The organism is Duganella radicis, assembly GCF_009720825.1.
In the GTDB taxonomy this organism is placed as follows: Bacteria; Pseudomonadota; Gammaproteobacteria; order Burkholderiales; family Burkholderiaceae_D; genus Rugamonas; species Rugamonas radicis.
This window is the reverse complement of record NZ_WNKY01000041.1, coordinates 17,783-35,904: the sequence shown is the minus strand read 5'-3', so window position 1 is coordinate 35,904 and position 18,122 is coordinate 17,783. Positions and strand designations below refer to the sequence as shown.

Sequence of the window (18,122 nt, the reverse complement as noted above, 5' to 3'; positions counted from 1 at the left end):
CGGGAACGCCTGTCTGTCGCACAAAAGGGCTACACGGGGCTGGCCGGCAGGGCGATGCCGCGATAGCGGCGCTTGTACAGCATGACGCCGACCGCGACCGTCACCACCAGCGCGGCGGCGCTCAGCAAATCCTGGCCGCCATGGGTTTCGACCGCCGGCTGGCTGGATTTCATGGTCGCGGCGGTGAACTTCTTGCCGGCGTATTTCGCGCCGATCACCAGTTCCTGATTGTTGATGGCGTTGACCAGATACAGGCCGTAGCCGCCCGGATGCACGGTCATCTTGCCGTCGCGGTAGACAAACGAGCGGCGCTCGTCGCCGACGCGGATGCTGCCCACCACGTGGCCGGCGTTGTTGATGGCGGTGGCAAAGCTGTCGCCATAGCCGATCAGCGCGCCAAGGTCGGTCATCTTGCCCTGATCCCAGACGAAGGCGTGCCAGCGCCGTCCCGGCGTTTCCGAGGCGCCGACCACCATGCCGTTGTCGTTGATGGCACTGGCCGCGCTGGAGCGTCCGCCCAGCGTGCCGATGTCCCGCATGCCGCCGTTCTTGTACAGGAACGCATGCCGATAGCCGTCGGGCAGGGCGGCGGTGCCGACCACGTCGCCATGATTGTTGACGCCGGCAGCGTAACTGATCTTGCCGCCCAGCGTGCCGAGGTCTTGCGGCGCGCGCGCGCCGTCGGCCAGGAAGGCGCGGTAATAACCGTCGCTGGTGTCGGCAAAGCCGACCACCAGGCCATGGTCGTTGACGGCGGCGCCATAACTGCTGTTGCCGCCGAGCGTGCCAACGTCGCGCATCGCGCCGCCGTACGGGACCACGAAAGCGCGCCAGTAACCGGCGGCGTTTTGCGCGGTGCCGGCCACGTCGCCGCGCGAGTTGATATCTTTGGTGAAGCCTTCGCTGCCGCCCAGCGTGCCCAGTTCGATGGGGCGCCGGTCGAACAGGATGGCGCGCTGGTGGCCGTCATCGTCCTCGATGATGCCGGCCATCTGCCCGCGCGCGTTGATGTCGACCGCGATACTTTGTTCCTTGCCGCTTGCGCCCAGTGTGAGTTCCGCCATGTTCCAACCTCCGCAGTGTGAATGCAGTGCTCAGTGCAACTCCCGTGCCACGCCGTTTTCAGCCACTAACTGTACGAAAATGAACGCTAACGCTGTCCGCTTCCGGACGATCATATGTCAGCCTTGTGTTCAAGCTCTACATAATACCAATCGCGAGGTCGCGCAGCGACACTGTCATCGCCAAATATACCGCTATCTATCAATTGCCCGCGATCTTTCTCGGGCCAGGCAAACTGCGGCGCGGCGTTGGGATCGTCCTGCCGGATATACACGCCGGCACGCGGCGGAGACTCGCCGCTGCGGGCGCTGACGTCGGTCCGTACCCGGAGTTGCGGCAAGTCTGGTTGGTCCAATAGATGTTGCGCGAGATGGCGTGTGAACCAGCGATCCTCCGGCGGCTGTTGTCGCAGGTGTTCCACCAGGATGCTCTCGATTGGATCGCTGTATTTGCTGACAAAATGTTCGCAGACGTGAAACTCGTCGCTCATGCGATACCCTTCGTAGATATCGGCATGCGCGACCTGCTTGAAGAAGTGACCGAGGCTGCCGGCCCGATAGTGGCCTCGGCAACGCGCAGCAATATCGTCGCGGAGCAGTTGGCGCATCTCGGCCAAGATATCGCGCATGTTACGTTCCCATAGCTGAGGATCGTTATGCGTGCGCTGTTGCGAGGACATCACCTCCGTGTAGGACGATGCCAATGATTGTTCAATCGCCGGAATGAGCCGGCCCTCAATGACACGCGAGAGCATGTCGTCCAGCGCCTTCATATAATCGAGCGAGGTGTAGCGGTACAGCATGGCGATCTGGCGTTGACGCCATGATGACAGATCAGTGCTTGAGCTCATCGTTACATCGATCCATTAAAGTCCATGCAGCCTCAATTAGTCACAGGCTTCGCCAATCTGTGCAATTTGCCATTTTCCCTTGTTGAGTTGTAACTTGCGGCTGCGTACACAGGCCTCGTCCGACATGAACCGGAGCGTGATTTCGTTTTTCGCGAAACGCAGGTCGGCGTTCCAGGCTTCGCCCTCGCTCAGCAGCGAGTCGATCAATTCCGCATCCACCTTGGTACGGGTCAGCGCATCGGGCCCACCGCTTGACGTGCTGGCTTCGCTCACGGTTTTGTTGAGGCGGCCGGCAATAAAAGCGCGGCTGTCAGGCGCCTTGGCCTGGCACAGCAGGGTGTCGATCAGCGGCCAGGCATCGGCGACGGACGCTGCCTTCCGTGCCTCCGCCCGGATCAGACCTTCCAGCACGGTCTTGTTTTTCGGCGTGCAGGCGCTGGCGTACTCGTCGCCTTGGATTGTCAAGGTGCGCAGCGTCGGCCCGGGCTTTTGCGCACAGGCGATGCCGCTGGTGGCCAGCATTGCCAGTGCAAGGTAGGGGACGTAGATTCGTTTCATAATATCTTGGGGTCGTAAACGGTAATGTGAAGATGGTGTGCGTGCAGCGTCTCATTATCCGACAACTGCATATTGGGTGTGTGCGGGATGTCGTCTTTGTTATTCGTGTCCATGAACCAGGGATCGAATAGCTGCGAAACACAGGCGCATTTCATCAGCGATCCACGGAACAGCCGCACGCCCTCGGGTTCGTTCTTGTCACGCTCAGCGTTCCATGCCGCCTCGGCCTTTTTGCGCGCGGCATCGGCAGCTGTGGAAGCTTCCTGCGCGGCTTTTTCGGCCTGGATGGCCGCAGGTGCCTTGGCCGGATCGCCCTTGGTTTTTTTGACCAGCGCGCTTGCCTCGGCCAGCTTCTTCTTGGCCGCAGCCTGCTCGGTCTTGGATTTCTCGAAGGCACCGAGCAGCGTCTTTTCCTCCTCGCTGACGTTGCTCGTGTCGACGGCAGTTGCGACCCGCAATTCCTCCCGGTTCATGCGGGTGCTGCCCACATAGTTGACATCGAGCCCCAGCCCCGCCCGGTGGGCAATCGATCCCAGCAGAGGACGCCACGCTGAGCTCATAGTGATCTTGCTCACTCCGGCGTCCAGCGCGGCGTTGAAGAGTGCCGCGTAGCCGGCCGGATGCACCCTCGGCAGGCCGGCGCCCAGCAAGGTGTAGCCGGAATTGATGTTGTCCTTTGGGTTCTTGGAATCGTCGAAGCTGACGGTCACGGTTTTTCCGCCAACGGTAAAGGACAGAGTGGCGCTTTTAAGCTCGTCGTAGATGCTTTCAACCGCCTTCTGCACCTCGGCGCTGGTGCCTGTCGGCATCAGCGCCGCCACATCTCCAGAGGTGTATTTGTATGACACCTTCATCCAGATGTCTCCGGTGAGCGAGGCCGTATAGTTCTCGGTTTTCTTGGCTTTTTCCTTTTCCGGGTCTTTGTCGGTGAGTTTGACCGGCGTGTCGGTGTCACTCAGCTTGCCTTTTTTCTCGGTAATCAGGACCGTCACGTCTTTGTCGTTAGGTGTGACTTTGTAGACCGGATTCTTGCGATGGTCAGGGTGGGCGTCGCTGTTGAGATATAAGGTCACGCTGGAGCCGGGTTTGACGTTGCTCACCACGATCTTGCCTTTGTCACCACTGACCCGCTTCGGCTTAGTCTTGAAGCCATCCTGTACTACGCCATCGATCGCCACCGCATACGGCAAGCTGAACCGCTTGGCAGTGACGATGTGGACAGTATAGGTCACCGTTCGTGTGGTCTCGACCTTGACGTCCCTGACAGCTTCGTTATCAAGCTTGGTTTGGGTGATGAGGGAAGGTTGTTGCCCCGCCATGTCAGCAGCCCTCGCTGAGATTAACGTCCTCATCCGCAAGGGAGTCGGCCAGAGGATTCCAGAACACTTTGACGGTTGCCGTGTCTGTTGTCTTGATTTGTTCAGTGCGGCCCAACTCGTCGGTGACGCCGTTGAGCACCGTACCGTCGGCTAGTTCCATGGTGTATGGCAAGCCGGCGATTGGCTGGCCGCTGACCCCATCGATTGCGCGCAGCCTTTCCTTGAAAATTTTCAGGCGACTGTCGGGGAGCTTGGATAATTCGGCTGATTGCGAGGCGCCGCCATCAAAGATATGCTGTCCGCCCTTGACCGTGAATTTGCCGGGGCAGGCGAAGGTGATGTCGCCGCCGTCCAGCGTGATGGAGGACTGGCCGGCTTGCAGCACGATTTTCTGGCTGGCTTTGATTTCGATGCTGTCGTTGACCGAGATGATCTTGACCTCTTTGTCGGCCAAAATCTCCAACTGGTCGGTGTGCGCTTGCAGCGATACCGGGCCGTTGGCGGCGATGGCCTGGATGCCGCCGTTCTGGCTGAAGTAGCCGGCCGCGTTGGCCGCCACTGAGGACAGGGTGTGCGCCGCCGTCATGTGCACGTCGCCCTGCGAGGTCCAGTGCAATTGTTCACCCGCGAACAGCACGGTCGACGCCGGCGTGGCCCAGTTGATGCTGGACGGCGCGTCCATCAGCACCAGCGGCTCGGCAAATTTCTCCACCGGCTGCGCCGCGTCCAGCGCGCGGGCGCCGCTTTGCGCCTTGCTGGCTTCCTGGCCGTTGACGGCGCCATCATGCTTGCCTTTGTCCTTGGGATCGATGCGCGACAGCAGTTCCTGCTGCGCCTTGGCCGCGTCCGCGCTGAGCAGGGCGTTCTGTTTGGTGGCGACATCGCCCAGCGCCTTGCCCAGTTCCTGCGCCGCTTGCAGCGCGCGCGCCGCTTCGGCCGCATCCATCTGGGTCGAGGCGACGCCAGCGCCTTGCGCGCCGCGCGCGCTGGTGGTCAGCAGCACGCCTTCGGCGCCGCGCACCACGGCCCAGGCGTCGGTGCGCAGTTCAAAGCCGGAACCGCGATACGCGCCACGTTGAGCGGAGCCGGGCGCTTGCGCCACCAGGTAGCCGAGGTTGAGTTGGCTGGCGGCGCTGCTGGTGGCCAGCCGCGTGCGCACCTGGCCCGGCGTGTCGTCCAGCTGCCACTGGTTGTAGCCGCCGCCGTCGAAGTTGTGGCTGTGGATGCCGGACAGCGTGCCCGCGTGGTTGGCGCCGGACTCCACGCCGGCCGCATACGGGGGCTGGTCCGATCCCGTGTACAGCTGTGCCACCACCAGCGGCCGGTCCATGTCGTTGTCGATGAAATCGACCAGCACTTCGGTGCCGATGCGCGGCGTGAATTGCGAGCCCCAGTTGGGACCGGCCAGCGCCTCGGCCACGCGCACCCAAGTGCCGCTGCTGTCGTCGCCGGGCGCGCTGCCCTTGGCGTCGGTGTCGTGGGCGATGCCGCCGGCGTTGGCGCCGGCGCCACGCTGCCAGGCGAACTGGATGCGTACTTGATGGTCGCGGGTGGTGGTCGCCACCGCGCCGTTCACGCCGACCACGATGGCGGTCTGCGGCCCCAGCGCGGTGGCGGCCTGCGGCGCGGCAATCGCGCGCGGCACGATGGCCACGGCCTCGCGCACGCAGCCGAAGCTGTTGCGGTAGGTGCCGGCCTCGATCAGGTCCTCCACTTTCTTCACTTGCGACGGCACGTTGTTGCGCGCCTCGTGCCGCACCCATAGCACGGTGAAGCGGTTGTCGTCGGCGTAGCGTTCGTGCTGGGTGAGGGCGAAAGCGTGGCCGGGGGCCAGTTGGCGCGCCGCGCCTTCGCCTTCGAACATTTTGTTGTCCAGCTCCAGCGCTTGTAGCATCAGCTGGCTGATTTGCTCGGGCTGGCCGCTGTCGCTGGCGATGCGTTCGCCGCCGCCGTCGTACACGGCCAGCGCCGGCAGTTCGCCGGCGTCCAGCGACGACAGCTGTTCGGCGCCGGGCGCCAGCAGTTGCGCCGGGTCCCAACTGCTGATGCTGACCGCGTTGGCCCGCACTTGACGGCGCGCGGCAAACTGGTCGATGGCGTCGGCGCTGTCGGTGGCGCGCACGCCGTGGAAGCGGATCTCGGCGCCGCCCGGCATGTCGGGCGCCTTGGCCTTGCTGTCGAAGATGACCATCCGATGCTTGGCCTGGCCATCGCTGGCCTGCTCGTCCGGCTGGTCGTGCTCGAAACGCCAGCTCAGGCCTTCCGAGGCCAGCAGGCGTTGCAGGAATTCCAGGTCGCTTTCGCGGTACTGGGTGCAGATGGCGCGCGGCGCCAGCGTCTGCGTGACATCGAATTCAAAGCGCAGTTGCGGATAATCGGCCAGCAGCTCGGTGACGATGTCCTGTGCGTTCTTGTCCTGGAAGATGTAGCTGTCGCGCCGCAGCCGCAGCAGCGCCAGCGCCGGTTCCAGCAGCAGGCGGTAACGCGCCGTGCCGCCGTCCGCACCCAGCCAAGCGGCCTCGGTGCAGACGCCGTGCCAGGCGCGGCGGCTGCCGTCCGCTTGCAGCAGGGTGACGGTCAGCTCTTCGCCGATGAACTGGCTCAGGTCCAGATTGGCGGACGTGCTGAGCGCATCGACTTCAAACGCATACAGTTCGTTGACGCCTTCGCGCCCCGAAAAACGCTCGGGCACCAGCGCTTCCGGCAGCGAGGAGTCCTGCGCGCTGGCCAGCGTCAGCAGGCGCGCATGCTGGCTCAAGCCGGTGCCGAATGCACCGAGTATGGACGCGATATCCATTACGGCAGGGTGATGGTCAGGTTGGCTTGGCGCGGCGCCAGCTTGACGACGTCGTTATACGCCGCCACCTGCTGCCCGGTGTTGCGGTCCAGCGAAGTGCGCAGGCCGATGTAGCCCAGCACGCATACCAACCCGAACACGGAGCACAGCACCCACAGCGGCAGATCGCTGCGCAGCTTGTGGACTACCTGGTCCGGCCGCTCGGCGTGCGGCGCAAAGCCGCCGCGCTTGCCTTTCATGTGGGCGATTTCATCGCCCAGGCGCGCGGTCAGGTAGTTCAGTTTCTCCGAGCCTTCCAGGATGTAGCGGCCCTGGAAGCCCAGCAGCAGGCACATATGGAACACTTCCAGCGCCTGCAAGTGGGCGCTGCCGCGCGCGCGCAGCGCTTCCAGCCGGTGGAAGAAGTTCTCGCCGGCCAGCTGCTCGCCGAACAGCGCCAGTTGCAGCGGGCGGCGTTCCCACGTATCGCGGATGGCGAACGGCGAGCGCAGGATGATTTCGTCCACCGCCGCGCAGAAGGCGTACTTGGCGGCGTCGATATCGTCCGGCGAGGCGCCGTGCTTGCGGGCGGCGCGGCCGAAGTCGTCGAGGAATTGCGTCATCTTGTGCGCGAACTCGGCGTTTTCCTGCGGGCCGTTGCCGTTCTTGAGCATGAACAGGGCATAGAAGCCATCGTACATCAGATCCAGCAGGGTTTGCGGCGCGTGGCTGGCCGCTGGCGCCGGTGCGGCGCCGATCAGGGAAGGGGCGGTAACGGTATTCATGGTGCGACACCTCAGGATGTGACGGCGACCAGCTCCAGTTGCAGGTCGTGTATGCCGCCGGGAACGTAGATGGAGATCGATTGCGCTTGCAGCATGCGCTCATACATCTGGCCCTTGGCCTCGATCGAAAAATACAGCGCGTCCGGCCGCACCGGCACCGCGGCCGGCACTTGCGGCGCGTGTTGCAGGCGCACGCCCGGCATGGCCGACAGCACGAACTTGTCGACGTCGTCCGGCGCGCCGACCTTGAAGCGCAGCGGCACCACCTCCACCAGCTCGCTGGCCGGCATGGCCGCCGACACCGCGATGTAGAAGGTGGTTTTGTCGTCGATCTTGCCCGAGTCCAGCATGCCGTGGTGGTAGGACGGCTTGACCTCGCGCAGCGCAATCGCGAAGTAGCGCGACGAGATCACGGTGTCCAGCAGCTCGCGGATGATCTGGTGCAGGGTGGCGAAGGCTGGGCCCGGATCGGTGTGCGAGTAGGGCGGCAGGTCGGCCAGGGTCCAGCTTTTCGAGAACGTCATCAGCGCGCCGGCCAGGCCCAGCAACTGCTCGTACAGGCGTTCCGGGTGCAGCGCCGGATGCTGGAAGTAGTGCGTCAGCGAAGCGAAGGCCGAGCTGGCCGTGTGCAGCAGCCAGAACGAGGACATGTCGCCCGAACGGAATTCGATCACATGCTTGCTCGGCTCGCGGTGATGGCCATACAGCGCGCTGACCTTGGCTTGCAGCGCGTCCAGCAGGCGGCGCAGTTGCAGGAACAGCAGCGGCGCGCTGCGCACGGACAGGCTGGGCGGCACGAAAGACGCGTCCAGCTCGAAGCCGCCGGTGGCCGCGCGGCGCAGGCGCAGCAGCGGGAAGTGGGTGTAGGAATCGCGCGGTTCGAATTCCGCCACCAGCCGCAAGGTCTTTTTCAGGTAACTCAGCTGGGCTGGCGCCGCGTGGGTGTACAGGTCGGGCGTGTCGGCGTTGTGTTGTAAATAACGCACGGCGCCGCTGTCGCCGAAATTGCCGCCGAACGGCTTGAAGGCCGGCAGCGCCGCGTAGTAGGTCACGGTCTGCTGCGACTGCGGCAACTGGCTCAGGTCCACCGCATCCGGCAGGTCGTCCACCCCGGGCGCGTCATAAAACTCGCCATCCTGGAACCGCAGCGACAGCTCCAGCACGCGCAAGCTGTTGTTGGCCAGCGCGTCGCGGTCGACCTGCAACTGGTTCACACCCCAGGCATAAGGGTGGAGTGCCAGCACGCTCTGGTGCAGGCGCTGTTCATGGTAGCGGTCCTGCTGTTGAAAGTGTTGCGGACGAAGAAACAAGCCTTCGCCCCAGAGAATTTTGCTGCTCATTTGCTATGCCTTTTTTGAAAGTATCAGAACAATAACATTTCTTTTTTTAAAGGTCGCGCACGGTTGAGTTCAATTGAACGCGGTCAATAATAAATTTCTGATAACGTGGCGCCCAGTTGCAGAAATTGTTTTTTAAGTATTCTTTTTTGATATCGAAATTGAGGTAAGCATGACAACCGTACTGTCCTTCGCTCGGGCCGCGCAACTGGCTGGAGCCATCGTATCGGTGGTGGCGCTGAGCGCCTGTACCACCACCCCCGTGGCGCCACCGGTGGCGGCCAAGCCGAGTCTCCAATCCATGCTGGCCCAGGCCGGCACCGCCTCCAGCACCGGTCAGAAAGAGCAGGCCGTCAAGCTGTGGCAGCAGGCGGCGGAAGCCTATCCGTCCGACAAATCGCCATGGCTGAGCATCGCCCAGACCCGCTACGAAGCCGGCCAGTACGGCGACGCCATCATCAACGCCCAGGAAGTGCTGGTGCGCGATCCGAACGACACGCTGGCCAACAGCATCATCGCCATCAGCGGCCTGCGCCTGTCGACCCGTTCGCTGGCGGACCTGAGCCGCCAGAACAACCTGTCGGGCTCGATCCGCACCGAGTCGCAGGATCTGGCCAAGCTGCTGCGCGAAAGCCTGGGCGAGACCGTGCTGGTGCCGCCGGCCCCGGCGCCGGTGCAGCAGGCCGCCACGCCAACGCGCAAGGCCGGCGCCAAGAAAAGCGCCAAGGCCAAGCAGGAAGAATCCAGCGCCGATCCGTTCGGCGCCTTGAAATAACCGGAGAGGGGAAAGCCATGTCCAAGAGCACTAGCGTGCAGAAAAAACTGCAAAAGATCCGCCCGCCACGGGTACAAATGACCTACGACGTTGAAATCGGCGACGCCATCGAGAACAAGGAACTGCCGTTCGTGATGGGCGTGGTGGGCGATTTCGGCGGCAATTCGGAAGTCGAGCAGAAGCGCCTCAAGGAGCGCAAGTTCGTCAATCTGGACCGCGATAATTTCGACGAGGTGTTGAAAGGCGTGGAGCCGCGCGCCAATTTCCGCGTCAAGAATGAGCTGGGCGAGGGCGGCGGCGAGTTCGCGGTCGACCTCAAGTTCAAGTCCATGGCCGACTTCCGTCCGGAAGCGGTGGTGCAGCAGGTCGAGCCGCTGCGCAAGCTGCTGGAGGCGCGCACCAAGCTGGCCGACCTGCGCAACAAACTGGCCGGCAACGACAAGCTGGAAGACATCCTCAACGACGTGCTGCACAGCACCGAGAAGCTGGCCGTGCTGGGTCAGCAAACCGCCGACAAGAAGGAGGACTGACCATGTCCGCACAACTGACTCCCGGCGGCTTAGTTGCCAACAACTCGGCCGCCACCGAAGTGGCGCTGCTGGACCAGATCGTCGAGCAAAGCAAGGTGGCCAAGTCCAGCGTGGAGCATGCGCGCGCCAAGGATTTGATCGCCGAACTGGTGAACCAGGTGATGGAAGGCACGGTGGTGGTCTCCGACAACCTGGCCGCCACCATCGACGCCCGCGTGGCGGAGCTGGACCGCCTGATTTCGGCCCAGCTGTCGGCCGTGCTGCACGCGCCGGAATTCCAGAAGCTGGAAAGCAGCTGGACCGGCTTGCACTATCTGGTCAAGCACAGCGCCACCGGCCAGAATCTGAAGATCAAGATGCTCAACGCCACCAAGAAGGAGCTGGTGAAGGACTTCCAGTCGGCGCTGGAATTCGACCAGAGCACCATGTTCCGCAAGGTCTACGAGGAGGAATTCGGCACCTTCGGCGGCGCGCCGTTCGGCGCCTTGATCGGCGATTTCGAAATCACCCGCCAGCCGGAAGACATGTACTTCATCGAGCAGATGTCGCACGTGGCGGCCGCCGCGCACGCGCCGTTCATCTCGGCCGCCTCGCCGGAACTGTTTGGCCTGGAAAGCTACAGTGAACTGGGCAAGCCGCGCGACCTGTCGAAAGTATTCGACACGGTGGAATACGCCAAGTGGAAATCGTTCCGCGAATCCGAAGACGCGCGCTACGTCGGCCTGACCCTGCCGCGCTTCCTCGGCCGCCTGCCATTCAATCCGGCCGACGGCGCCACCGTCGAAGGCTTCAACTTCGTGGAGGACGTGGACGGCACCGATCACCAGAAATACCTGTGGTGTAACGCCGCCTACGCCTTCGGCACCAAGCTGACCGCGGCCTTCGAGGACTACGGCTGGTGCGCGGCCATCCGCGGCGTGGAAGGCGGCGGCCTGGTGGAAGACCTGCCGACCCACACCTTCAAGACCGATGAGGGCGAAGTGGCGCTCAAGTGCCCGACCGAAATCGCCATCACCGACCGCCGCGAGAAAGAACTGAGCGACCTCGGTTTCATCTCGCTGGTCCATTGCAAGAACACCGACTACGCCGCCTTCTTCGGCGCGCAGTCGACGCAGAAGGCCAAGAAATACAACTCCGACGCCGCCAACGCCAACGCCGTGCTGTCGGCGCAGCTGCAATACATCTTCGCGGTCTCGCGCATCGCCCACTACATGAAGGCCATGATGCGCGACAAGATCGGCAGCTTTGCCGCCGCCTCCAACGTCGAGGACTTCCTGAACCGCTGGCTGACCCAGTACGTGCTGCTGGACGATAACGCCAGCCAGGAGCAGAAGGCGCAGTTCCCGCTGCGCGAAGCGTCGGTGCAGGTGTCGGAAGTGCCGGGCCGTCCGGGCGTGTACCGCGCGGTGTCCTTCCTGCGTCCGCATTTCCAGCTCGACGAGCTGTCCGTCTCCCTCCGTTTGGTCGCGGAGCTTCCAGCATCGACCAAAACCTAAGCAACTCGCTTTAATTTTTATTTTTCATTGAAAGGAATACCATGGCAATCGACGTCTACCTGCAAATCGACGGCATTAAAGGCGAGTCGGCAGATACTACCCACAAAGACTGGATCGAAGTGAAATCGGTCAACTGGGAAGTGCTGCAACCGAAATCGGCCACCGCGTCGACCGGCGGCGGTCACACCGCCGAACGCACCGAACACAAAGATATCGTGGTGAGCAAGCTGGCCGACCTGGCCACGCCGCTGCTGCTGCAAAACTGCTCGTCGGGCAAAACCCTGCCCAAGGCCAAGCTGGAATTCCTGCGCGCCGACGGCCAGGGCGACCGCGTGAAGTACTTCGAAATCGAACTGGAAAACGTGCTGATCTCCAGCGTGGCGCCAGCCGTTGAACCAGGCAACATCCTGACCGAAGACGTGGCCCTGAAATATTCGAAGGTCAAGTGGAAGTACACCCAGCAGAAAGTGGGCGGTGGTTCGGGTGGTAACACCTCGGGCGGCTGGGATCTGGCCTCCAACAAGACGGCTTAATTTGCAATGAAGGGATTTACTCCGGGTTTGTTCGACCGTCTGATGGACGGGCCAGCCAACGGCAGCAGCGGAACGGTATCGCGTTTGTCCATCGAGGACTTGAAGGATTCGGTTGCGCGCGATCTCGAAGCGCTGCTGAACACGCGGGCCGTGATCCCGGAGGATCTCCTGAAACGTTTTCCGGAATGCGGCCGGTCGATCGCGACCTATGGCCTGAATGACTTTGCAGGCCTGTCGCTGTCGAGCGCAGACGATCGCGCTTTCATCTGCCGCAGCCTGGAAAAGGCGATCGCCCGCCACGAACCGCGCCTGCGCAATGTGCAGGCGTCGCTGGAACTGCGGGCGGACGCCGTCAACCGCTTGAATTTCGCTATCACCGCATTGCTGGTGGTTCATAGCGCGCACGAGCCGGTGAATTTCGACGCCGTCCTGCAACCCTCAAGCCTGCACTACACCATCAGCAAGGCGCGCCGCGTTGTCCCGCAGCCGCTGGGAGTTTGAGAAATTGGAACAACTACTGCCGTACTACGAGCGTGAACTGGGATTCCTGCGCCGCTATTCGCGCGAATTCTCGGAACGCTACCCCAAAATCGCCGGCCGTTTGCTGATCGGCGGCGAGGTGTGCGAAGACCCGCACATCGAACGCATGATCGAGTCCTTCGCGCTGCTGAATTCTCGCATCGCCAAGCGCCTCGACGACGATTATCCCGAATTTACCGAGGCCCTGTTTGAAGTGCTGTATCCGCACTATCTGCGGCCTTTTCCATCGTGCTCGATCGCGCGCATGGACTTTAGCGGCGGCGCCGCGCAGCTGACCACCGCCAGCGAGATCGCGCGCGGCACGCAGCTGACCACGCGCCCGGTACGTGGTGCCACTTGCACCTTTCGCACCGCCTATCCGGTGACGGTGGCGCCGCTGGCGCTGGACGGCGCCAGCTTCGCGCCCATCATCGCCGCGCCGGAAGCGGTGCGTCCGCCGCCGCAAGCCACTTCCAGCATCAGTCTGACCCTGTCCTGCACGGCGGAGCAGGTGACGCTGGCGCAGCTGGGCCTCGGCAAGCTACGCGTGTTCATCGACGGCGAACCGTCGTTTTGCGCCGCGCTGCGCGATGCGCTGTTCACACGCGCGCTGGCGGCTTATGTGGAGGCGGACGGCAACGGCCGCTGGAGCCAGTTGCACAAGATCCCCGTGTCGCCGGTGGGCTTTGGCGAGGACGAGGCGCTGATCGATTTCTCGGCGCGCTCGCACACCGCTTACCGTCTGCTGACCGAGTATTTCTGCTTCCCTGAGAAATTCAACTTCTTCGACATCGACCTGCACGCCATGAACGGCGCGCTGCCTGTGGGGTGCAAGTCGGTGACGCTGCATCTGGCGCTATCCGGCATGCGCACGGACTCCGACCTGGCGCGCATGCTGGCCACGCTCAGCACCAACAACGTGCTGCTGGGCTGCACCCCGGTGGTCAACCTGTTCCGCCAGCGCGGTGAACCGATCCGGCTGACGCACGCCACCGCCAGCTACCCGGTGCTGGCCGATGCGCGCCGCGCCTTTGCCTACGCGGTGCAGTCGATTGAATCGGTCAAGCTGGTGCGGCAAACGCCGCAGGGCGAGTCGGTGCAGGAATTCCGCCCGTTCTATTCGCTGCGCCACGGCCAGACGCCGGAAAAGAATGGCCACTACTGGGTGGCGCGGCGCGACGAGGACATCGCCGAGAAAAGCCCCGGCTATGAAACGCAGATTTCCATCGTCGATATCGACTTCGACCCGGCCGAGGTGGAGACCGATACCCTGAGCCTGGAGCTCAGCTGCACCAACCGCGACCTGCCGGCCTCCCTGAGCTACGGCATGCGCGGCGGCGATCTGTTTCTGGAGGGCGGATCGAGCGTGCGCGCCATCAGCTTCCTGCGCAAGCCGACGCCGTCGTACCGCTTTGCGCGCGGACGCGGAGCGCACTGGCGCCTGATCTCGCACTTGTCGCTGAACCATTTGTCGCTGACCGGCGGCGGCATCGACGCTTTCCGCGAGATGCTCACGCTGTACGACTTGCCGCGTTCACCTGCCTCGCAGCGGCAGATCGGCGGCATTGTCGCCGTCTCCCACAAGGCGGCCAACACCTGGCTGCCGGGGAATCCGTTCGCCTGTCTGGTGCGGGGCGTTGAAGTGACGCTGACGGTGGATGAAGAAGCCTTCGTCGGCAGCGGCATCCACGCTTTTGCGCAGATCGTCGAACGCTTCCTTGGTCTGTACGTGCACGCCAACAGCTTCACGCAGCTGGTCATCAAATCGAATAAAAACGGAGAGGAACTGCTGCGATGCTTGCCACGAAGCGGCGATTTGAGCCTGCTGTAATCGAGCGCCTGTTCGCCCAGCCGCATCGCTTCGAGTATTTCCAGGCGGTGCGCATGCTGGAGCTGTGGCTCAAGCGGCATGGCGCGCCGGACGAGGGCGCGGTGGCCAACTTCCTGCGCTTCCAGAATTCCACCTCGCTCAGCTTCCCGGCCAGCCAGTTGGAAACACTGCAACCGGAACCGCGCGACATGGCCACCGATGCGCACAGCCTTGGTGAAGCCTTGAAGTCGGCGCAACTGCGCTACATCCGCATCACCCCAGCCTTCATGGGCTTTTTGGGCAGCAGCGGCACACTGCCGGCGCACTACACCGAGCGCATCGCCGCGCACACCCTTTACCAGAAGGATGAGGGACCGCGCGCTTTCCTCGACACCTTCTCCAACCGCGCGCTGGCGCTGTTCTATGAAGCGTGGCGCAAGTATCGGCTGGAGCTGAAGTACCAACTGCGCGGCCGCGATGAATTCCTGCCGTTGTTGCTGTCGCTGGCCGGCATGCACAACCCGTCGCTGCGGCGCCGCCTGTCGGACGGCGGCGATGGCGTGCTGGATGAATCGGTGGCGTACTTCGCCACCGCCATGAGCCAGCGGCCCGCATCGGCGGTGCAGATCGCGCGCGTGCTGTCGGAGTATTTCTGCCAGCCGGTGCGCGCCGAACAATTCATCGGCGCGTGGTACGACGTGCCGGGCGGCCAGCAGACCATGCTGGGCATGGCCAACGCGGTGCTGGGCGGCGGCGCCATGGCCGGCGCCCGCGTGTGGCAGCGCGATTTGCGTTTGCGGCTGGTGATAGGGCCGCTGGACCTGGAAGGCTACGAATCCTTCCTGCCCGGCGGGAAGGCGGCGCGCGCGCTGGAGAGCATGCTGACCATGTTCACCGGCGTGTCGCTGGAATATGAAGTGCAGCTGGTGCTGCGCGCCGAGGACGTGCAGGGCGCGCGGCTGGATGAAGACTGCTGTGGCGGACGCCTTGGCTGGGATAGTTTCCTGGTCACCGAGGCGCAGCGGCAGGATCGCAGCGATGTCCGCTACGAGATACACACATCATAAAAAGGATAAGAACATGAGCATCAATCTGAAAACGCTGATCGGCAAATTGAACGACACCAGCCGCGCCGCCGCCACGCGCGCCGCCAGCCTGTGCGTGTCGCTGGGCCAGTACGAAGTCGATATCGAACATCTGTTTCTGGCGTTGCTGGAGCAGCCCAAGAGTGACGTGGTGGTGATCGCACGCCATTGCGACATCATCATCAGCCAACTGGAAGCGGACCTGCGCGCGGAAGTGGGACGCTTCAAGAACGGCAATACGCGCACGCCGGTGTTCTCGGCGCGCTTGCCCAAGCTATTTGAAAACGCCTGGTTGATCGCCTCGCTGGATTTGCAGGACGATACGCAGGCGCAGATCCGCAGCGGTCATCTGCTGCAAGCGCTGCTGACCGACACCGAGTTGTCGCAGCTGGCGGCGCGCAGCTCCAAGCTGTTTGCGCGTTTCGATCTGGAGCAGATCAAGCACAATCTGGACAAGATCACCGCCGGTTCGGAAGAGGTGCCGGTGGCGAAGCCTGTGGCGCCAGCGGGCGAGGGCGGCGATCCGGTCGGCGAACTGCAAGCGCGCGCCGCCAGCAAGACGCCGGCGCTGGACCAGTTCACCACCAACCTGACGCAGCGTGCGCGCGATGGCAAGGTCGATCCGGTGATCGGCCGCGATCTGGAAATCCGCCAGGCCATCGATATCCTGATGCGCCGCCGGCAGAACAATCCTATCCTGACCGGCGAGGCCGGCGTCGGCAAAACCGCCGTGGTGGAAGGGCTGGCGCTGCGTATCGCGCAAAGCGATGTGCCGGACGTATTGAAAGGCGTGGAGATCCACACGCTGGACATGGGCCTGCTGCAAGCCGGCGCCAGCGTCAAGGGCGAGTTCGAGAACCGCCTGAAGAACGTGATCGACGAAGTGAAGAAAAGCCCGCACGCCATCATTCTGTTCATCGACGAGGCGCACACCATGATCGGCGCCGGCGGGCAGGCCGGTCAGAACGATGCGGCCAACCTGCTGAAACCTGCACTGGCGCGCGGTGAATTGCGCACCATCGCCGCCACCACCTGGGGCGAATATAAAAAGTATTTTGAGAAGGATGCCGCACTGGCGCGGCGCTTCCAGGTGGTGAAGGTCGAGGAGCCAAGCGAGGAACTGGCGTGCGCCATGTTGCGTGGCATGGCGCCGCTGATGGAGAAGCACTTCGGCGTGCGCGTGTACGACGAGGCCATCACCGAGGCGGTGCGGCTGTCGCATCGCTACATCATGGGCCGCCAGCTACCGGACAAGGCGATCAGCGTGCTGGATACGGCGTGCGCCAAGGTGGCGCTGGGGCAGAACGCGACGCCAGCCCGCATCGAGTCGCTGGCGCGTCAGATCGAGCGTATCGATGCCGAAGCGGCGGCGCTGGAGCGCGAGCAGGCCGAAGGCGGCACCGCGCCGGCCGCGCGCTTGCAGGAATTGCGCGAATCGCGCACGGCGGCGGATGTCGAGCGCCAGGCGCTGTCCGAGCGCTGGGAGAAAGAGAAAGCGCTGACGGCGCAGATCATTGCCGCCCGCGCCGCCGCATCGCAGCCGGCCGGCGTGCCGCCACAACCGGACGCCGGCGCGGATGGACAGGCGGCTGGCCGGGGCGGCGAGGCGCGCGACATTCAGGCCATGGTGGCCGAACTGCGCGCGCTGCAAGGCGAAACGCCGATGGTGCCGGTGCAGGTGGATGGCCACGTGGTGGCGGAAATCGTCGCCGGCTGGACCGGCATCCCGCTCGGAAAAATGGTCAAGGACGAAATCAAGACCGTGTTGCGCCTGAAAGAAAACCTCGAACAGCGTGTGCTGGGGCAACCGCATGCGATTGAAGCGGTGGCGCAGCGCGTGCGCACCTCGCGCGCCAATCTGGACGATCCTAACAAGCCGAAAGGCGTATTCCTGTTCGTCGGCCCATCCGGCATCGGCAAGACCGAGACTGCGCTGGCGCTGGCCGATACCCTGTATGGCGGCGAGCGCAAACTTATCACCATCAACATGAGCGAGTATCAGGAAGCGCACAGCGTCTCCGGCCTGAAAGGCTCGCCGCCGGGCTACGTCGGTTACGGCGAAGGCGGCGTGCTGACCGAGGCCGTGCGCCGCAATCCGTACAGCGTGGTGCTGCTGGACGAAGTGGAAAAAGCCCACCCGGACGTGATGGAATTGTTCTTCCAGGTGTTTGACAAAGGCGTGATGGACGATGCGGAAGGCCGCGAGATCGACTTCAAGAACACCATCATCATCCTGACCTCCAACGTCGCCTCGGGCACGATGATGCAGGCCTGCCTGAATAAAGAGCCGCCGCCGGTGGAGGAGTTGGAGGAATTAATCCGTCCCGCGCTGATGAAGCAATTCAAGCCCGCATTCCTGGGCCGCCTGAAAGTGATTCCGTTCTACCCGATTCCGGACGACGTGCTGGTCGAGATCATCAAGCTCAAACTGGGGAAAATCGAGCGCCGCATCGCCGTCAACCACAAGGCGGAATTCAGCTACGACGAAGCGCTGGTGGAAGCGGTGCTGGCGCGCTGCACGGAAGTGGACTCCGGCGCCCGCAACGTGGACAACATCCTGAACGGCACGCTGCTGCCGGAGATCGCCGAATCGGTACTGACCCGCATGGCGGAAGGCGCGGCGATCAGCAAGATCAAGGTCAGCGCCAACAAGCAGGGACAGTTCAAGTACAGCGTTAAATAGAGCC

15 protein-coding genes are annotated in these 18,122 nt (G+C 63.4%); 8 read left to right on the top strand and 7 right to left on the bottom strand.

Annotation, left to right across the window (positions count from 1 at the left end):
- Positions 1-29: 29 nt before the first annotated feature.
- From GM676_RS24900 to tssK, 7 genes are all read right to left on the bottom strand, one after another.
- Positions 30-1,064: a DUF3466 family protein gene (locus GM676_RS24900; RefSeq protein WP_155466904.1), complete on the bottom strand. Its 1,035-nt coding sequence runs from the start codon at positions 1,062-1,064 to the stop codon at positions 30-32.
- A gap of 110 nt (positions 1,065-1,174) precedes the next feature.
- Positions 1,175-1,912, bottom strand: a complete 738-nt coding sequence (locus GM676_RS24895) for a hypothetical protein (protein ID WP_155466903.1) — start codon at positions 1,910-1,912, stop codon at positions 1,175-1,177.
- A 36-nt stretch (positions 1,913-1,948) separates the two neighbouring features.
- Positions 1,949-2,470 (bottom strand): hypothetical protein, encoded by a 522-nt coding sequence (locus GM676_RS24890; RefSeq protein ID WP_155466902.1) that lies wholly within the window; start codon positions 2,468-2,470, stop codon positions 1,949-1,951.
- Positions 2,467-3,789 carry a hypothetical protein gene (locus GM676_RS24885; protein WP_155466901.1) on the bottom strand — a complete coding sequence of 441 codons (1,323 nt, stop codon included), beginning with the start codon at positions 3,787-3,789 and terminating at the stop codon, positions 2,467-2,469. Before GM676_RS24885 ends, GM676_RS24890 begins: the two co-directional genes overlap by 4 nt.
- Position 3,790: 1 nt before the next feature.
- Positions 3,791-6,586, bottom strand: a complete 2,796-nt coding sequence (locus GM676_RS24880) for a type VI secretion system Vgr family protein (protein ID WP_155466900.1) — start codon at positions 6,584-6,586, stop codon at positions 3,791-3,793.
- Positions 6,586-7,350, bottom strand: a complete 765-nt coding sequence (gene icmH / locus GM676_RS24875) for a type IVB secretion system protein IcmH/DotU (protein WP_155466899.1) — start codon at positions 7,348-7,350, stop codon at positions 6,586-6,588. The genes GM676_RS24880 and icmH overlap by 1 nt, the downstream gene beginning before the upstream one ends.
- Positions 7,351-7,361: 11 nt before the next feature.
- Positions 7,362-8,690, bottom strand: a complete 1,329-nt coding sequence (tssK, locus tag GM676_RS24870; protein WP_155466898.1) for a type VI secretion system baseplate subunit TssK — start codon at positions 8,688-8,690, stop codon at positions 7,362-7,364.
- A gap of 169 nt (positions 8,691-8,859) precedes the next feature.
- On the opposite strand from tssK, the gene GM676_RS24865 reads away from it, so the two are divergent.
- From GM676_RS24865 to tssH, 8 genes are read left to right on the top strand one after another with little or no spacing between them, the layout of a single operon-like run.
- Positions 8,860-9,462: a tetratricopeptide repeat protein gene (locus GM676_RS24865; RefSeq protein WP_229262852.1), complete on the top strand. Its 603-nt coding sequence runs from the start codon at positions 8,860-8,862 to the stop codon at positions 9,460-9,462.
- 17 nt (positions 9,463-9,479) lie between these two features.
- A complete protein-coding gene (tssB, locus tag GM676_RS24860) occupies positions 9,480-9,992 on the top strand; it encodes a type VI secretion system contractile sheath small subunit (protein WP_155466897.1) in 513 nt (170 codons plus the stop codon).
- Between the two features lie 2 nt (positions 9,993-9,994).
- A complete protein-coding gene (gene tssC / locus GM676_RS24855; RefSeq protein ID WP_155466896.1) occupies positions 9,995-11,488 on the top strand; it encodes a type VI secretion system contractile sheath large subunit in 1,494 nt (497 codons plus the stop codon).
- Between the two features lie 41 nt (positions 11,489-11,529).
- Positions 11,530-12,021, top strand: a complete 492-nt coding sequence (locus GM676_RS24850) for an Hcp family type VI secretion system effector (protein WP_155466895.1) — start codon at positions 11,530-11,532, stop codon at positions 12,019-12,021.
- Positions 12,022-12,027: 6 nt separating this feature from the next.
- The gene (tssE, locus tag GM676_RS24845; RefSeq protein ID WP_155466894.1) at positions 12,028-12,522 is read left to right on the top strand and encodes a type VI secretion system baseplate subunit TssE; all 495 of its coding nucleotides are present in this window, start codon (positions 12,028-12,030) and stop codon (positions 12,520-12,522) included.
- A gap of 4 nt (positions 12,523-12,526) precedes the next feature.
- Entirely contained in the window at positions 12,527-14,371 is a 1,845-nt protein-coding gene (gene tssF, locus GM676_RS24840) for a type VI secretion system baseplate subunit TssF (protein WP_155466893.1), read from the top strand.
- Positions 14,335-15,417, top strand: coding sequence for a type VI secretion system baseplate subunit TssG (gene tssG / locus GM676_RS24835; protein WP_155466892.1), 1,083 nt, complete (start codon positions 14,335-14,337; stop codon positions 15,415-15,417). The genes tssF and tssG overlap by 37 nt, the downstream gene beginning before the upstream one ends.
- Before the next feature lie 13 nt (positions 15,418-15,430).
- Positions 15,431-18,118 carry a type VI secretion system ATPase TssH gene (tssH, locus tag GM676_RS24830; protein WP_155466891.1) on the top strand — a complete coding sequence of 896 codons (2,688 nt, stop codon included), beginning with the start codon at positions 15,431-15,433 and terminating at the stop codon, positions 18,116-18,118.
- The last annotated feature ends 4 nt before the right edge of the window (positions 18,119-18,122 follow it).